Genomic DNA, 17,357 nt, shown 5'->3' on the forward strand with positions numbered 1-17,357 from the left:
AAACTCATCAATGAAGAACATTAATTACGCCATTCGGCATTTACTGAAGTACAAAGTATTCTCACTGATCAACATTCTGGGGCTGGCGCTTGGAATGGCCGTGGTACTCTATGTGAGTATTTACATCCATGAAGAAACCAGCGTAGACAAATTTCATCAGGACTCTGAACGTATCTACAGACTGGCTCAGGAGCAAGTTCAGGCAGGACAGACCTATCAGGTAGCTAAAATGCCAGGTCCATTGGTAGATCACCTTAAAACCGAATACCCTGAGCTGGAAAAGGTGTCAGGGGTTATTTCACTTGGAGGCGACATCGTTTTCTCTGCAGATAAGGTAGCTCAGTTTGAAGAATCGGGTGTCTATTTTGTTGATGAACCCTTTTTCGAGCTCTTCAACTTTAGCCTGGTACAGGGAAGTCTTGAGGATTTTGAGAACAATGATGCAGTGGTCATCACCCAATCGATGGCCAGAAAATATTTCGGAGAGGAAGATCCAATTGGGAAAACTCTTTACTACAGCAATAGATTTCCGGTGAAGGTGGTAGCCCTGGTGAAGGAACCTGAGGGTAAATCTCATCTGGAATTTGACTTTCTCATGTCAAGAGGCTTCCTGGCCAAAAGAATGGGTGGGTTAAAGAACTGGATGTCTAATCGCTTCTACATCTATATAAAGCTCAATGAACAAACCAATCCCCTTGATTTTACTCGGTCCATTGAAAATGTAATTGCCCAAAATGCAGGGGAGAAGGAATGGACTCCTAAAGTGTATATGCAGCCTTTGGAAGATATTTACCTTGGCCGTTCATTTGCTTTTGGCAGCGACACGACATTGCATGGAGACATGCGCTCTGTTCAAATAGCCCTGGTTATCGGATTGGTAATTCTATTGATTGCTATTATCAATTTTGTAAACCTGAGTGCCTCTATTGCAGGAAAGCGCAGAAAAGAAATCGGTGTTAAGAAGATCATCGGTGCAAGACCTGCGGTGCTATTCAAACAGGTATTTACCGAGTCCTTTCTTCAGGCCATTATATCTACTGCCATTGCCTTAACCATACTTCAACTCTGTAAAAATACATTGAATGCGGTGCTACAGGTTGAAATAGACCTGAGTATAACAAACACCACACTCTTATTACTGACTGTAGGCTTAACCCTGGGTATCGGTATTTTGGCCGGATTATTCCCTGCCATTTCAGCAGCCAGAAGTAACGGGCTCAAATCACTGAGACAAGGGGAGGACCTGAAGATGGCTGGAGGCAGAAATTGGCTTAAGAATGCTATGGTTATGGTGCAGTTCACCATGAGTATCATGCTCATTGTAGGTGCTTATGTCGTGAGTCAGCAGTTGAACTTCCTCAATTCCAATGACCTGGGCTTTAATAAGAGTTCTACGCTCTATCTCAATGTTTCTCCCGGTGCGGAGAAAGACTATCAGACGTTGAAAACAGAACTGTCAGCCTTAAGTCAGGTCAATGAAGTATCCATGTCTACCAGTATACCGATTAATATGGGTTGGTATGGTCGTTCCTGGAGCTGGGAAGGCAAGGAAGAAACAACAGAAGATTTCATGATTTCCTTTATGATGGTTGATGAGTCTTTTCTATCGGCCTATGAGATAGAAGTGAAGGAGGGAACCAACTTCATTCCTCAGCCTGAAAGTAGCGCAACCACTTCCTACATAGTCAATCAAAAGGCTGCTGAAATGATGGGCCTGGAAGACCCGGTGGGCAAGCGGTTCGAAGACGGACTAATAGTGGGAGTGGTAGAAAACTTCCACTTTAAATCACTGGAAACAGAGATTGAGCCGTTGGTGCTGATCTACTCCGAAGGAACAAGCCATTATAGCTATGTGAACCTGAACATTCAGGCCAATCAGTTGAGAGAAACAGTGAACGCTGTTGAGGATATTTATGCTAACCTGTATCCCAAGCAGTTTTTCTCTGTTCATTTTATTGAAGAAGAATTAAGGCTTCAGTATATCAAAGAGAGCAATCTGTATAGTTTGTCTACTCTCTTTACCGCGGTAGCGATATTTATTGCCTGTTCCGGATTGTTTGCGCTGGCTTCATTCAGGGCTTTGCAAAACCAAAAACAGGTATGTATCAGAAAGGTACTGGGGGCCAGTTCACTGGAGATTCACACTTTCTTCTCAAAACAGATAATATTGATTCTACTGCTTTCAGCAGTTATAGCCATTCCTGTGGTTTATTGGGTAATGGATGGATGGCTTAATAATTACGCCTATGCCATTGACCTCACCTTTACAGAACTGGTATTGCCACTCTTACTGGTATTTGCCCTGGCATTTATTGTAATCTTGTTCCACAGTGTGAAAATGGCCAGGGTGAATCCTGCCTCAATGCTACGACAGGAATAATTCTTTAATCGGCTAAAACTCAAATCATGCTTAAAAATAATATTTACCTCGCCTTAAGAAACTTCAAAAAGAGAAAGGCATTTACGCTCATTAATGTACTTGGCTTAACAGTGGGTATGACGGTTTGTCTGCTCATTCTGGCCTATACCAAATATGAGTTGAGTTACGATGCCTATCACCAAAAATCGGATTCGATTTACCGGGTTACGGTAGACTTATACACTGGTGATGTCCGTCATACACAAGATGCTCAATGCTATCCTTCAGTAGGCCCTATGGCTGTGGAAGTATTCCCTGAGATAGAAAACTTCGCTATGGCCAGACATATTGGTAGAGTCCTGGTCAAGAATGAAAATGTGGCCTTCAATGAAGATCGGGTTTACTTTGCCAGTCCTGGTTGGTTGGAGATATTCGACTGGCAGGTGGTTCAGGGTAATCCAGATGAAGCCCTTGATCAGCCCGATGAAGTGGTACTGACTGAGTCAGCTGCCAGGAAGCTCTTTGGAGACGAGGACCCCATGGGACAAACCATCACCCTGGTGCCCGGTGGAGGTGAAGTTGATATGAAGGTGACGGCCATAGTAAAAGATGTACCCCAAAACACTCATCTCAAATTTGATATACTGGTATCGTGGCAGTCAGGGGTGAAATACCTGAATTGGACTGAGGAAAACTGGAATGCAAATAATGAATTTGTGTACCTGCTTTCCAACACTGCCCTGGACCAAAGCTTCGATGATAAGTTAAATGCTGCCGTGGCAGAAAGGGTAAAGGGCGACCGTGAAGAAAAGCTGGTCACTCAATCCCTGGAAGATATTCACCTTTATTCTGATAAATCCTTTGAAGCGGAGGCCAATGGAGATATCATGATCGTGAACATTCTCTTAATTGTAGCAGGCTTCGTGCTTTTGGTGGCCTGGGTAAACTACATCAACTTATCTACAGCCAAATCACTGGAGAGGGCGAAAGAGGTAGGAGTAAGAAAGGTACTGGGAACGACTAGAGGCACTCTGGTTTTCCAATTCCTGATGGAGTCATTCATTATTAACCTGCTGGCCTTAGTACTTACATTTACCTGTCTGCAAGGGGTACTGCCTATTTTCAATAGCTTTTCAGGATTGGCACTTGAGATCAATCTCTTTAACGATCAGCAGTTGATTTGGCAGGTTATTACCTTTTATATTATGGGCTCTTTTGCTTCAGGTATGTACCCGGCCTTTGTGCTGTCAAGATACAGACCATTAGAGGTTCTAAGAGGTAAGCTGCGGGATTCTAAGAAAGGGTCTTTCTTAAGAAGAGGTCTGGTCGTTTTTCAGTTCCTGATCACCATGGTCCTGTTGGTTGGTACCTTTGTGATTTACCTGCAGGTAGATCATATGAGGAATCAAAAACTGGGTTTCGATAAAGATCAGGTTTTAGTTATCAGAGCACCTTTACTGCCCGAGTCAGATCAGGTGATTTCCGATAAATTGAACTTACTGAGAGCTGAACTTAACTCTATACCCCAAATTACCAGCGTTGGTTTTTCTGAGACTATGGTAGGAAGAGGAACGATTGACCTGAACAGTACAACAGGTCTTTCCTCTATTGAAACGAATCTTGGGAATAACCTCAATTTTTACATGTATCGCGTAGATACAGCTTACCTGAAAACTTTGGGGATTGAAATTCTGGCGGGTAGAAATTTCAATGCTAGTCTCGATGCACCGGCTTTTGCTGATGATTCTAACCTGATGAGTGGGATTATCCTGAATGAAACAGGAAGAGAAATGCTGGGCTTTAGTAGCAATGAAGAGGCTGTCAATAGTCCGGTCAAATTATGGGGTAAAGAAAGGAGAGTGGTAGGAGTGATTGACGATTATAATCACAACTCCCTCAAGTCAAAAGTAGATCCTTTGTTTATGATGTTCGATAAGCATCTGGCTTCTACCAGTTTTATCTCTGTTAAACTAGCCAAAGGAATTGATGACTATAGCGGGGTGTTGAATTCGGTAGAAGCAAAGTTCAATTCGCTCTATCAGGAAAGCCATTTTGAGTATTACTTTTTAGATCAGGCCTTTGATCAGCAATACAAAGCAGATCAGCAGTTTGGAACCATCTTTACCAGTTTCTCGGCCATTACCATTTTTGTGGCTATTCTGGGTTTGTTTGGACTGGTGCTCTATGAAGTACAGCAGCGAATTAAAGAGATTGGTATAAGAAAGGTTTTAGGAGCTTCAGTCGGTTCTATCATCCGTTTGTTCTCAATGGATTTCTTAAAGTTGATTGCCATCTCGATTGTCATTGCAATACCCATTGCCTACCTAAGCATGGACGAATGGTTATCGGGATACGCCTATCGAATAGACATCAGTATAGCCTTGTTCCTTATTCCGGCAGCAATCCTCATCATGATAGCCTTATCTACTATTGTAATACAGGCTTTAAGAGTAGCACAGGCTAATCCTGTAGAGGCTTTAAGAGATGAGTAAAACTTCTGAGTGAATCGATCGATGGATTCAGTGCATTAATCTAACAATTCACTTCTTACAAATTCTATTTGAATAGAATCATGGTCATATTCAAACTGTCTAAAACTCATGGATATGCTTAAATCAACAAGAAAATTCTTCAGTCTGCTCTTTGGAGCAGTCATGTTCCTTTCCATTATTTCTGTACATGCGCAGGATAAGAAGGAAGAGAAATCAAAGAAAAAGTACCAACTGGAATTTGCTGTTCCTGTACCTCCGGTTCCGCCAGTACCACCGGTTCCCGTTGTACCTCCCGTGCCTCCGGTTCCACCGGTTCAGCCTCATTTACCATCGCTTCCGCCTATGCCGGAGCTACCGGTAATGCCGGCAATGCCTGCTATGCCTGAACTTCCAGAGTTACCCGAATTGCCGGACTTTAGTGATTTTGGTTCCATTTCAATCAATGGCAACAGGTCTATGTACTTCAAAGATTCAGGTTTATACTTTGAATCTGAAGGAAGGGTGAGGTTTTCGGAAGACTATTCGTCTATTGAATCTATTACCGAAAACGGATATCTGATTGTAAAGAATAGAGAAACGAGACAGGAGGTTTATATCGAAAGAGATGCCGAAAGTGATGAGGTTGTGTTTAGCTATTACAAGCGAGGACGACTTTTGCCATTTAAGGGAGAAGGAGAAAAATGGTTGAAATCTGTTTGGGATCAGCTTGTAGAGGTCTATAAGTAAAAAGAAGCGGCCTCAAAACCCTCTGTTTCGTCATGCTGAATTTATTCAGCATCTCAGAAGAGCTCCTGAAACTAGTTCAGGGTGACGACAGGCAAGTGTCTTGAGGCGCTTCTCATGTCAACCATAACATACTATGCAAACTCAATTGCGTCCACCTCTGCCGCGCTGCATTGGTGGATTTTCTTTTTTCCAGGCTTCGTACTTAGTCCATTGCTCAGCCGTGAAAACATCCTTTAATTTCTTATCAAGTTCTTCCTGATTTTTCTCCATAGCAGCTCTCATTCCTGAACGATCTCCAGACTGCATCAGAGACTGCATTTTCTCTCTAACCTCTTTCTGATTGGCCAGTAACAGGTCATAAGTCTTTTTGTACTGATCATCAGACAATCCGAACTTCTCCTGCCAAAGTTCTGCTCTTTGTTTGGCCATTGCTTCAGGCGCCATACGCTGACCACCTTGTCCTCTCTGACCACCTCTTTGACCGCCACCCTGGGCATGCGCTGCCATCAGTCCGAACACCAACAGCATGCTTAATAATAATGATACCTTTCTCATGGGTTGAAATTTGGTCCTTTGACATTCAACCCCTCGAAAGGTTTAAGTAAAAGAAAGTTAAAATAATCAGGCGATCTCTCCTGAACCAATCAGCTCATTATCGCTGTACCAGGCTACGAACTGACCGGGGGCAATACCTTTCTGATAGTTCTCGAAAATGAAGTAAAGCCCTTCAGGTTCGGCAAATACCTCCACCTTCTCCAAGGGTTGTCTGTAACGGATTCTGCCCAAGAATTCCTGAGAGGTTCCTTCTTCTAACTGAAGGTCAGGCCTTACCCAGTGTACTTCTGCTTTAGGTACAAAAAGTCCTTTTCTGAGCAATCCCGGATGATTTTCACCCTGACCTGTATAAATCACATTATGCTCAGTGTCCTTTTCTATGACAAAGAGAGGTTCTGGTGTACCACCAACACCCAGGCCTTTTCTCTGGCCGATAGTATAATAATGAGCACCATTATGTTCACCTACCTTTTTGCCATCCGTTGGCTGAAATGAATATGGCGTGGTTAAGGCCACCAACTCTTCTTTTTTAGAAGCATAACTGGCTGAACCATTTACTCTGAAAGCTTCAAAGTTATCCGCCTCAGCATCCAGCTCCCTGATCTCACCCGCCTTTGGCTTCAATTGCTGCTGAAGGAAGTCAGGCAGTCTTACCTTACCAATAAAGCAAAGCCCCTGAGAGTCCTTTTTCTCAGCGGTAATCAGGTCTTGCTCTTTAGCGATTTTTCTGACCTCAGATTTTTGTAAATGTCCGATAGGGAAAAGCGCTTTTGCCAGTTGATCCTGACTCAATTGACAAAGGAAGTAACTTTGATCTTTGCCCGGATCGGCTCCGGCTATAAGCCTGTGTATCTCTTTACCTTCCTCATTAATAAAGGTCTCTTTCTGAGCATAATGACCAGTAGCCACATAGTCAGCTTTAAGCTTCATGGCAGCATTGAGGAAGATATCAAACTTCACTTCCCTGTTACAGAGAATATCAGGGTTAGGCGTTCTGCCTTTCTCATATTCTCTGAACATATAGTCGACAATACGTTCTTTGTACTGCTCACTAAGATCGATGACATGGAAGGGGATACCCAACTTTTCTGCCACCGCCAGGGCATCGTTACTGTCTTCTACCCATGGGCATTCGTCAGAGATAATCACGGAATCATCCACCCAATTGCGCATGAACATGGCAATCACTTCATAACCCTGCTCCACCAATAAATGGGCGGTTACGCTAGAATCAACACCTCCTGATAAACCAACAACTACTCTTTTTCTCATGATTTTTCGCCAATTACATGGGCTAACAACAGTTTTGCAAAAATAGTTGAATTGAACGGGAAAATGTAGAACAGACTTAATTGAGTCGAAATGAGTCAGTTTTGAAAGAAATATTTTGCCGTAGACAAATGAATTGGAATCGGAACAGCAACAATTGACTATTTTAATCCATAGCTAAAACTATTACTTATGAAGCGCTCATTCCGATTGTCTATTCTGCCGGTCATTTTGCTCATGTCTGCTTGGTGTCATGCCCAACAACCTGAATCACCATTAATGAATTCTTTCAGGCAATATGAGCAGAAGAAGGCCCAGACTCAGTTGCATGCTGAATGGATTCCCATTGGGCCAACCATCAACTCAGCTCGGGCAGATGCTATTCAGGTAGATATTAATAGACCAGGTACTATGTACGTGGCCTTTGGTTCTGGCAACCTTTGGAAGACTGTCAACAATGGATTGACCTGGGAACCGATTTTTGAGAATCAGGCAGCCCTGGGAATTGGCGATGTAGCCCTGGCGCCATCTAATTCCAATATTATCTATCTGGGTACTGGAGAAAGCCTGAAGAAGCCAAGAAACTTTACCATGCCCGGTACGGGAGTCTACAGATCGGATGATGCGGGTGCCACCTGGAGACACCTTGGCCTGAACGACTCATGGCACATCGGAGAAATTGCTGTACATCCTACCAACCCTGATATTGCCTTGGTAGCGGTATTGGGACACTTCTGGTCAGATAATGAAAACCGCGGAGTCTACCGAACGGAAGATGGTGGTAAAACCTGGCAGCACGTACTGTATGTCAATGAACAGACCGGTGCAAATGATATAGTCATTGCACCATCAGATCCGAATATTGTTTATGCCTCTATGTGGCAGCACAGCCCACAGGTACATGGAGAAAACAGTGGTATTTATAAGAGTGAGGATGGTGGAAAAACCTGGAAAAAGGCGAGCAATGGTCTGCCAAATGATGAAAACGTGGGTCGCATTGGTCTGGCTGTTTCTTATTCCAATCCTAATAAGGCCTATGCCCTGATCGACCATAGAAACAGAGAGAATGGTGAAGGATGGGCGAAGTTCTACAGTACATTCAGTGGAGGAAATAACTGGCAGATGACCCATGAGAAGGGAATGCCTTTCTTCTCTACTATAGGCTGGTACTTTGCCGATATGTATGTGAATCCACAGAACGACAATGAGATTTACGGACTGGGGCCAAGAGTAGCCCATAGTCAGGATGGTGGAATGACCTTTGATTACCTGGGAGGCGATATTTACCATATTTTCCCCATGGCGGCAGACTTTCTGCACCTGGATAATTGCGAGATGTGGATCAACCCAACTAATCCGAACCATATGGCTCTGGTCAATGACGGTGGTTTGTACACTACCATGGATAAGGGCAAAACCTGGCAGCATCACAACAATATTCCGGCAGGTGAATTCTACGATATCTCCGTAGATAATCAGGAACCTTATAAGATTTATGGAGGAGTTCAGGATGATGCCAGCGTTTACGGACCTTCACTGGAATACGACCCACGTTATGCCAAAGACTGGAAATACATCTGGATTGATGCCTGGAGTGGAGGTGATGGTTGCGTGACCTGTGTCGATCCGGTAGACCCTAATATCGTCTACTTCAGTATGCAGAATGGCTCTGCCAGAAGAAAGGATATGGCAGCTGATACATCTACTTCCATTCGACCCAGACTTCCCAGAGGGCACGAGGGAAGATTGAGGTTTAACTATATGACGCCCTATTTCATCTCACCGCATGATCGACATACACTTTACCATGCCGGAAATTATATGTTCAAGAGTACAGATATGGGGGATAGTTGGGAAGTGATCAGCAAGGATTTATCCGTGTCGGCCGATGAGAAGAGAGCCTCAACAGCAGCGGGAGCAATAGCGGAATCGCCCATGACTCCAGGTCTGCTGTACATGGGGACTGATAAAGGTGCTTTTTGGGTAAGTCGCAATGATGGTAAAACCTGGACCGAACATTCAACTGGTTTACCGACTAATTATGTGATCAGCATTGAGCCATCAGCATTTAAAGAGTCCAGAGTTTACGTGACCCTGAGCGGTATGAATTATGACGATCTGGGAGCGCATGTCTTTGTCTCTGATGACTATGGAGCCAACTGGAGATCGATCAGTGAAGATCTGCCCAATGAAACAGCCAATGTGATCAGAGAAGATCCCACTGATGAAGATATTCTTTATGCAGGTTTATACAGAGGCGTTTATATCAGTATGGACAGGGGAGAGCATTGGTCAATTTTGGGAACGAGCCTGCCTGCAGTCAGCGTGGCTGATCTGGAAATTCAGGAAAGGGCCAATGACCTGGTTGTGGCCACACATGGTCGGGGTATCTATAAACTTAACCTCGATCCGGTGAGAGAAATGAAGAATAAACCCGAACAGGTCATGCTTTTTGACTTGCCTGAGTTTAGAAGACCTGCCTTTGGCGATACCCACAGACAACCGGAATTTGAAACCATGCAGAAAACCACTATAAGCTATTATCTGCCTTCTGCACAAACAGTAACACTCTCCATAGAGAATGCTAAGGGTGAAGTAATATGGAAGAAGGAGCAGGAGGGTGAGTCAGGATTGAATCAGTACAGATGGGATTTGATCTTAAGACAGGTATCCAGCGATCAGGCTTACTTTATTCACTTCAATGAATTTATTCCTAAAGGAAGTTATACCATGAATCTTATGGTGGGTGATACCAAACTGACAAAGGCTTTTGAGGTGTTGGACTTCTAATGGTGAAAATTAACACATGCTTAATTTGTTCATTCTGAATATTCTATACTTTAGAAAGTTCAGATAATAGATTAATCATATGATAAAGAGATCAACCACCTCAATCATCTTTCTATTACTCATTCTGTCAATACCAGATGTTTTGCATAGTCAGGACACCCAAAATCCTGGAAAAAGGTCTGCATTTACTATCACTGTGGGAGGGACATCAAGATTAGACACATTTTATGACAAGGGCTATGGCGCTCACCTGGGTGCTAATATCTATAAGGTTAACAGCAAAAGATTGGGGTGGGATGCTCAAGTAGGTGTGAATATTACTGGTACTACCAATTCCAGTGAAACCAACACAGCTTTTATGGCTATTGGAGGTGGCCGGTACTATTATGTGAAAAACGAGAAGGGAGCCAGCTTCTTTGTCAATTTCCTTGCTGGTTTCGCATTGGAACTCGAAACGGCAGATGATTATTCAGGAGTACTTCCTGATGTGGGCTATTCAGTGGGTACCTATTATGAAGGCAAAAGACTTATTACTGGTTTTGCCATAGAGAATACAGAGGTTCTTATTTTAAAACTAGGCTTAAAGCTTTAGCATAAGGCATAAAAAAAGAGGTTGTCTCAGAGGCCTGTTCTGCGTCACCCTGAACTCGTTTCAGGGTCTCAATGGATTCTGAAATAAATTCAGAATGACGTGATCTGGCCAATTTGAGACAACCTCTAATGATTAGAAGTCGAGGTTGATTTATTTCTTCTTGATATCGATCACCGGCTTGGTTTTATCCACACCAGGGTTTCTGTTTAAGAACTCATCATAAAGTCTGATCTGACGTGAAGTCATTGGAACTTTATAACCATCGATAAACAACTCAGTAATCTTGGTAGCAGTTTCGAAAGGATCGCCAGTAGCTACAAAGATGTTAGCTTTCTTACCTACTTCGATTGATCCAACCTGATCAGAGATACCCAGAATCTCAGCAGCATTAATAGTAATGGCTTTCAAAGCTTCTTCTCTACCCATTCCGTATGCAGCGGCAAAACCGGCATGGTAAGGTAGGTTTCTGGCGTTCTCGTTATCCATTGTTCTCAAAGCTACTTTGACACCAGCATTTGACATGATACCAGGGTTCGCATAGGCAGCATCGAAACTATCTGATTGTCTGGTTGGAATAGCCTGAACAGGACCTGCAATGACAGGGTAGCCTGACTCAGCAATTTGCTCGGCAACTCTCCAGCCTTCAGCAACACCTGTTAAGATGATTTGCTTGTACTCTCTTCCTTTAGCCCACTCAATCGCGTTAAGGATATCATCAGCAGCATTCACTTCGATGAACAAAGGCATTTCACCTTTTACAACTGGTACTAAAGCTTCGATTTCAGGGTAGTTTCTCACATCTCCTGAGTTTTCGATTTTAGCATAAAGCTCAGCTTTATCCCAGGTGTCATTTACTTCTTTCAAAGCTCTTTCCTGACGTTTCTTCAGTTCTTCTTCAGAAAGTCTTCTCCATCTTCTGCCACCACCGGTAGAAGGGTAGTTCATGACAATACCTCTTTGACCGGCATACATTTGATCAGGCGTATAACCGAATAGGTTGATGGCCGCTGCAGTACCTGGTAAAACACCTCCCTGAGGCATAGTCCATACTGTAGTCACACCGCTTACTCTGGTTACCGGAATAGTCACTGCATTAGGGTTAACAGCAGTCAAAGCCTCCATTTGAGGAGTCAATTGACCGAATTCTCTGAAATCCTGAGCTTCAGCAATACTTCCTATCTCATTAAGACCAAGGGTGGTACCACCATCGATCATACCTGGATAGATTTCCTTACCGTTACAGTCAATTACCTGCGCATCGTTAGGTATTTGCACATTGGCACCTACTGCTTCGATGATACCATTGTTAATGACAATGGTTCCGTTTTCAATAACTCCATTGGTTACTGTATAAATTTTGGCATTGGTCAATGCAAATTTGCCATACTCGGCCTTGAGCACCTGATCATCCTCTTGTCCAAATGAAAGAAGTGGAATCAGCGTGAGCATTAACAATGCAGAAAACAATTTTTTAATGTTCTTCATGTCTTCTATCATTTTTTGTTAGAGAATAGTTGTTCGAAGTTCAAGAACTCGGCACCCTCCATACATCTGTCCATATCTTCTCTGTTGAAGATGGTAATGGCTTCGATGCTAGACTCCGGATCTACGTATAACCTCTGATCTTTTTTGTCATTTTCTTTGTCAAAGTACTTCACACCATCAACAAATGTCATTACAGGAATGGCATATACTGAAAGAGGGTGAGCATTAAAGATGGCGATATCAGCATCTTTTCCTTCTTCGATTGAACCTACGCGGCCATCGATACCTAACTGCTTGGCCGGATTCAAAGTAACCATGGCCAGTGCTTCATCATCAGAAAGGTTTCCGTATTTCTGAGTCTTGGCAGCTTCGTGGAAAAGGTGACGGATCAATTCTCCTGAATCAGAGTTGATTGAAGTCAACACACCGTTTTCTGTAAGGATAGCTGCGTTGTAAGCAGTAGAGTAGTATACCTCAAGTTTGTATGCCCACCAGTCAGCAAATACTGAAGCAGTAGCACCGAAAGCAGCTAACTCAGGGGCCACTTTGTAGGCCTCATTAGCGTGCTGGAAGTTGATTCTTGGGATATTGTAATCGCTGAATACTTTCATGAGCATGTAGATCTCATCAGCTCTGTAGGAGTGACAGTTCACCCAAACATCACCATTCATGATGTCTACTAAAGTTTGCATTCTGAGATCGTACTCAGGAGCTACTTTTCTTGGGTCTTTGCTTGCATTGTAAGCATCCCATTTCTTTCTGTACTCAATGGCCTGGTCGAAAGAGTTTCTCAACATCATTTCGATACCCATACGGCTTTGAGGCTGAATACCTCTGGCTCTTGCGCCTCTGGTTGGGTTTTCACCCAAAGCGAACTTGATGGTTCTTGGAGCACCTTCGAATCTTAACTGGTCAGGGTTAGTTAGTCCCCAACGAAGCTTCATGGTCTCGTTTTGTCCACCAATAACATTCGCAGAACCGTGCATCAGGTGAATGCTGGTCACACCACCGGCCAAAGCTCTGTAGATAGATACATCATAAGGATCGAGCACGTCTTCCATGCTCACTTCAGCAGTTACCTGGCTGGTACCTTCGTTGATAGCAGAACCCGCAATGTGAGAGTGAGCATCAATAATACCCGGCATTAAGAATTTACCGGTAATGTCTACAGTTTCTACTCCGTTTGGTGCTCTTAGATTCTTACCAATTCGGGAGATTTTACCGTTTCTTACCAATACATCGGTGTTTTCAAGTGTACCGTTAGTAATAGTCAGTACGGTACCACCTTTGAAAAGCACATCGCCTTTCGGCACTTCCTGTGCAAATGCTGAAGTACACAGCACTAGCAAGATTGAAAGAAGTATATTTTTAGTTTTCATAGTCTTCATCTTTTATTGCTCATCTTTAGTAGCGGTGAATGCAATATTTACGTTGAAAGCGGCAACAGACGCCTGAGCATCATAAGTCTTACCACTTACAGTTCCAACCACTACAATTTCCACTGATTGTCCACCGGCATCTACTGTAAAGTCGAAAGCCAGTTCGCCATCTCTGAAATTGATGTTGTTCATATCATTATCAGGAGATCCATCTTCACTGGTTAAGGTACCGCTATAAGCACCGTTTTCTCTTCTGATAATCATTTTACCACCTTGCTCACCTTGAGGAGTTTCAAGTACATAAGACCAGGTACCAACAATTGGGTCGTTTGAAGTAGCAGCAGGACCAGCGTCTCCACCACCTCTGTTACCTCTGGCCGCCTTGATTTCGTATTCGAACTTGTCGCCATCAACGAACATCATTTTCACTTTGGAATCCTTAGTGAAAATAGGTGCAGTGGTTACCATTACGTTGGCGATTTTACCCGGCTCAATGGTACCAGTTACCTCAGATATACCCAGAATGGAGGCAGGGTTAGTAGTTAATGCAGCTAAAGCAGCATCAGTACTCAAACCATTGTCTACATAAGTCTGGATGTTTTTCATGATTGAGTTAGAGCGAACGTTACCTACGGCAAAACCGAAGTTTACGCCAGCCTCTGCCAGTTTAGCAGCCTGACCCACATGAATCTTGTAGAACTCCATTCTTCTGTCTTCCATGGCCTGTAACTCGTCAGACTTATCATCTTTGTCAGAAGCTTTAGGCTCATCAGGAACATCCAGTGAAAGGAAGATAGGGGTATTAGTAGATTTCAACTCATCAATGATTTCCCATGCCTGCTCAACATTAGCCACCATAAGCGGGAAACCAAGGTCGTCTCTTAATCTCATGGCTCTTCTTACATCCAGCACACCGTCAACGTTGAACATCACCGGTTTTTGCTGAGAAATAACAGGGAAGAAAGCCTGGCTTACTCTATCGTTGGCAGGTCTTGACATCCCGGCTGGGTTTTGAGCATAAAGCTCAGCATGTCTTTTATCCTGAACAGCATTTCTGTAAAGGTTTCTCCACTTGGCCATCATACCCAGAATGTTACCAGGATATGCTCCCGGAGCACCAACCCACTGAGCGAATAAAGCAACATCACGTTTCATGATGATGTCATCAGGGTGATTACCATCCTTCAATAAGATCAAAGCACTAGAGCCCGGCAGCATTCTACCATAAGGCACTGCGTTGGAAATGGCAAAACCGGCTTCTCTCAGGCTGGAGATAGATGAGCTTTCAATGTCTAATTGCTCAATCACACTGTTCTCTGGAGTAATTCCGGCATAGAAGTTTGGCGGATCCGGAGTAAACAGGTTTTGAGGTCTTTCAGGGTTTTCAGGTCTTTTGGCCCCTGTGTTAGACATTCCATCTATAAAGGCTGCATAGATGTACAGCTCTGATGCATCAATCACCTGCGCATCTGCAGGAATTGAGGCATTTTTGCCTACGCTTTGAATCAGGCCATCTTTAATAATGACCGTTGTCTCTTTCAATTCTGTTCCCGGCTTGGTAATAACCGTGGCGTTCGTCAGCGCATAAGTTCTGGTTACAGGTGATTCCCCGGTAGGATCACTTTGTGCCCAGCTACTTAATGTGATCACCGACAAGGAAAGTAGCAACACTGCGTGAAGGCTTAACTTTCTGAGTGATTTCATATTTAGCAATTTAGTTTAGTGTTTTAAAACAAGGAGAAAATATACTGCAATAGCCTCTTGAATTCAAAATCTAATATGAGAGTGGTTGCATAATGTTTTCAGGGGCTCGAATATCGAGAAAGTTAGTTTCCATGTAATACCGGACCAAAGGGATTTATATAGCGTAATCGCTAATTACGATGTAAGTTTATATACTTATGCAAAAACAGCATTCTGAAGTGATCAAGGAGATATCATCGCTTATTGTGGATCAGTGCCAATCCTATTATCAGTCATTTTGTCAATTGTCTGATGCGGCCAGTAGTCATTTCTGCAAAAGGCAGTGGCTTGCTCAAAGAGAAGCCAGTACAAGAAGATTAGATGTGATTAATGAAAGCGTTGCTACCTCAGTTGAATCAATGATTCATTGGCTGGAAGGCGATGAACAGGCTAGTGAAATATGGAATCAGGTAAAAACGAAAGTTAAGCTCAAAGGAGCAGCAGTACCAGCACCTATTATTGAAAGCTTCTTATTTAGCATAGAACAGGATCTGAGCAACCTAATTGAGCCAACTCAGGATTATTCCACACTAAAAACAAAATTCAATAAGGAATCGAAGGAACTTAGAAGGATTGCCTGTACCACAGACTATCATGACTTGGGTTTGGGAGCGTTGAATATACCGGAATTTAGTAACGATTATCGCGACCTTCAATTCGATGTAGATCAGTTGAGCAGAAGGCTTGAAGATTTATTCTCTAGCTGTTCGTTAGAGCTGTGTTTGTATAAAAATCTCTTTTTCAGAAATCAACACGCCTACATGGTAGGTTTGATTCATTCATCACATACCATAACTCCCTTCGCTACAGCTTTTGTTAATGATGAGCAGGGTATTAAGGCCGATGCTTTCTTCTTTACCGAACCAGAGATAATTCGAATTTTTGAATTCACCAGGTCCAATTTCATGGTAAGCACTAAGGACCCCGAAGGACTCATTTCTTTTTTGCTAAGAGTGATGCCCAATAAGAGTGCAGATCAGTTGATTATTAACCTAGGTTTTCAGGAATGGGGTAAAATGCTGATGAAGAGCAACTTCGATCGATATTTAGAAAGTACCTCTTTCCAATTGGAACATGCACCAGGAATTAAAGGCATGGTGATGATCGTTTTTACACTGGCTGACTATCCTCTGGTGTTCAAAATTGTCAAGAATAATATAAAACCTCCCAAATCTGCTACAAGAGAACTGGTACTTGAAAAATATGACTTGGTGGCTCGACAAGATCGGGTAGGAAGGTTGGCCGATGCTCAGCTTTTTAAATACTGGGCTTTTCCAAAGAAGCTCTTCTCAGGTGACCTGTTGAAGGAATTAGAGGAATGCACAGGCCCATATTTGTCTATTAACGAGCACGAGGTGGTCTTTAGACAATTATTTACTGAACGCAAAATGCATCCGCTCAACTTATTCATTGAAACGGCTGAATATGAATTAGTTAGCGAGGTGGTTTTAGACTATGGCCATGCGATTAAAGAAATGGCAATGACCAATATCTTTCCGGGTGATCTGCTGCTGAAGAATTTTGGCGTTACGCCAGACCATCGGGTAGTTTTTTATGACTATGATGAAGTAACGCTACTGGCAGAATGTAATTTCCGTAAGCTACCTCCTCCAAGAAATGACGAGGAATTATGGGACAATGAGTCCTGGCTGGTGGTCAATGAGAATGATATATTTCCCGAAGAGCTTGAGAAATTCATGATTCCGAAGGGGCCATTTCGAGACTTTTTCCGAAAGAATCATGGGGAAATCTTTCAAGTGGAATTCTGGAATTATTGGAAGAACTTCTATAGCAAAGGTGGCTTGATAGATATTCCTCCTTATGATACGGTTCAGGTGGATTTATGACTGATGTTTAAGTGAATCAAAACATAAGTCTAGTACATTGGTAGAACTTCACTTATCAACCCAAAGCCAACACTTATCAAGTCTAAAATAGGGGTAGGTGCTCTTTTAAGAGGAATAGCT

11 protein-coding genes are annotated in these 17,357 nt (G+C 43.0%); 6 read left to right on the forward strand and 5 right to left on the reverse strand.

The genetic code is table 11. From position 1 onward, the window contains the following. The first annotated feature begins 10 nt into the window (after positions 1-10). The 3 genes from ACOOEY_RS19930 to ACOOEY_RS19940 all read left to right on the forward strand — a co-directional run bounded on the left by ACOOEY_RS19930 (position 11) and on the right by ACOOEY_RS19940 (position 5,577). Positions 11-2,380, forward strand: a complete 2,370-nt coding sequence (locus ACOOEY_RS19930) for an ABC transporter permease (RefSeq protein WP_420386488.1) — start codon at positions 11-13, stop codon at positions 2,378-2,380. A gap of 26 nt (positions 2,381-2,406) precedes the next feature. Continuing rightward, positions 2,407-4,851: an ABC transporter permease gene (locus ACOOEY_RS19935; protein ID WP_420386489.1), complete on the forward strand. Its 2,445-nt coding sequence runs from the start codon at positions 2,407-2,409 to the stop codon at positions 4,849-4,851. Between the two features lie 114 nt (positions 4,852-4,965). After that, positions 4,966-5,577, forward strand: coding sequence for a hypothetical protein (locus tag ACOOEY_RS19940; protein WP_420386490.1), 612 nt, complete (start codon positions 4,966-4,968; stop codon positions 5,575-5,577). Positions 5,578-5,718: 141 nt separating this feature from the next. On the opposite strand, the gene ACOOEY_RS19945 is transcribed toward ACOOEY_RS19940, so the two are convergent. After that, positions 5,719-6,132, reverse strand: a complete 414-nt coding sequence (locus ACOOEY_RS19945; protein ID WP_420386491.1) for a hypothetical protein — start codon at positions 6,130-6,132, stop codon at positions 5,719-5,721. Between the two features lie 66 nt (positions 6,133-6,198). Next, a complete protein-coding gene (gene mnmA, locus ACOOEY_RS19950) occupies positions 6,199-7,404 on the reverse strand; it encodes a tRNA 2-thiouridine(34) synthase MnmA (protein WP_420386492.1) in 1,206 nt (401 codons plus the stop codon). A gap of 189 nt (positions 7,405-7,593) precedes the next feature. Here mnmA and ACOOEY_RS19955 point away from each other — a divergent pair, with 189 nt between their 5' ends. Next, positions 7,594-10,191: a WD40/YVTN/BNR-like repeat-containing protein gene (locus tag ACOOEY_RS19955; RefSeq protein ID WP_420386493.1), complete on the forward strand. Its 2,598-nt coding sequence runs from the start codon at positions 7,594-7,596 to the stop codon at positions 10,189-10,191. Positions 10,192-10,270: 79 nt separating this feature from the next. After that, positions 10,271-10,783 carry a hypothetical protein gene (locus ACOOEY_RS19960; RefSeq protein ID WP_420386494.1) on the forward strand — a complete coding sequence of 171 codons (513 nt, stop codon included), beginning with the start codon at positions 10,271-10,273 and terminating at the stop codon, positions 10,781-10,783. Positions 10,784-10,933: 150 nt separating this feature from the next. Here the strand turns inward: ACOOEY_RS19960 and ACOOEY_RS19965 are convergent, their stop codons facing one another. Genes ACOOEY_RS19965 through ACOOEY_RS19975 form a run of 3 tightly spaced genes read right to left on the reverse strand, consistent with a single transcriptional unit; the run spans position 10,934 to position 15,351 of the window. After that, positions 10,934-12,268, reverse strand: coding sequence for an amidohydrolase family protein (locus tag ACOOEY_RS19965; protein ID WP_420386495.1), 1,335 nt, complete (start codon positions 12,266-12,268; stop codon positions 10,934-10,936). Positions 12,269-12,276: 8 nt separating this feature from the next. Continuing rightward, on the reverse strand, positions 12,277-13,647 hold the full coding sequence (locus ACOOEY_RS19970) for an amidohydrolase (protein ID WP_420386496.1): 1,371 nt from the start codon (positions 13,645-13,647) through the stop codon (positions 12,277-12,279). A 12-nt stretch (positions 13,648-13,659) separates the two neighbouring features. Then, the gene (locus tag ACOOEY_RS19975) at positions 13,660-15,351 is read right to left on the reverse strand and encodes an amidohydrolase family protein (RefSeq protein ID WP_420386497.1); all 1,692 of its coding nucleotides are present in this window, start codon (positions 15,349-15,351) and stop codon (positions 13,660-13,662) included. Between the two features lie 197 nt (positions 15,352-15,548). Here ACOOEY_RS19975 and aceK point away from each other — a divergent pair, with 197 nt between their 5' ends. Next, a complete protein-coding gene (gene aceK / locus ACOOEY_RS19980) occupies positions 15,549-17,237 on the forward strand; it encodes a bifunctional isocitrate dehydrogenase kinase/phosphatase (RefSeq protein ID WP_420386498.1) in 1,689 nt (562 codons plus the stop codon). Positions 17,238-17,357: the final 120 nt, after the last annotated feature.

The organism is Roseivirga sp., from assembly GCF_965216855.1.
Taxonomy (GTDB): domain Bacteria; phylum Bacteroidota; class Bacteroidia; order Cytophagales; family Cyclobacteriaceae; genus Roseivirga.

Coding starts and splice junctions, on each gene's coding strand:
- ACOOEY_RS19975 (WP_420386497.1), bottom strand. CDS start 15,351: ATGAAATCACTCAGAAAGTTAAGCCTTCACGCAGTGTTGCTACTTTCC.
- ACOOEY_RS19965 (WP_420386495.1), bottom strand. CDS start 12,268: ATGAAGAACATTAAAAAATTGTTTTCTGCATTGTTAATGCTCACGCTG.
- ACOOEY_RS19960 (WP_420386494.1), top strand. CDS start 10,271: ATGATAAAGAGATCAACCACCTCAATCATCTTTCTATTACTCATTCTG.
- ACOOEY_RS19935 (WP_420386489.1), top strand. CDS start 2,407: ATGCTTAAAAATAATATTTACCTCGCCTTAAGAAACTTCAAAAAGAGA.
- ACOOEY_RS19955 (WP_420386493.1), top strand. CDS start 7,594: ATGAAGCGCTCATTCCGATTGTCTATTCTGCCGGTCATTTTGCTCATG.
- ACOOEY_RS19970 (WP_420386496.1), bottom strand. CDS start 13,647: ATGAAAACTAAAAATATACTTCTTTCAATCTTGCTAGTGCTGTGTACT.
- ACOOEY_RS19940 (WP_420386490.1), top strand. CDS start 4,966: ATGCTTAAATCAACAAGAAAATTCTTCAGTCTGCTCTTTGGAGCAGTC.
- mnmA (WP_420386492.1), bottom strand. CDS start 7,404: ATGAGAAAAAGAGTAGTTGTTGGTTTATCAGGAGGTGTTGATTCTAGC.
- ACOOEY_RS19945 (WP_420386491.1), bottom strand. CDS start 6,132: ATGAGAAAGGTATCATTATTATTAAGCATGCTGTTGGTGTTCGGACTG.
- aceK (WP_420386498.1), top strand. CDS start 15,549: ATGCAAAAACAGCATTCTGAAGTGATCAAGGAGATATCATCGCTTATT.
- ACOOEY_RS19930 (WP_420386488.1), top strand. CDS start 11: ATGAAGAACATTAATTACGCCATTCGGCATTTACTGAAGTACAAAGTA.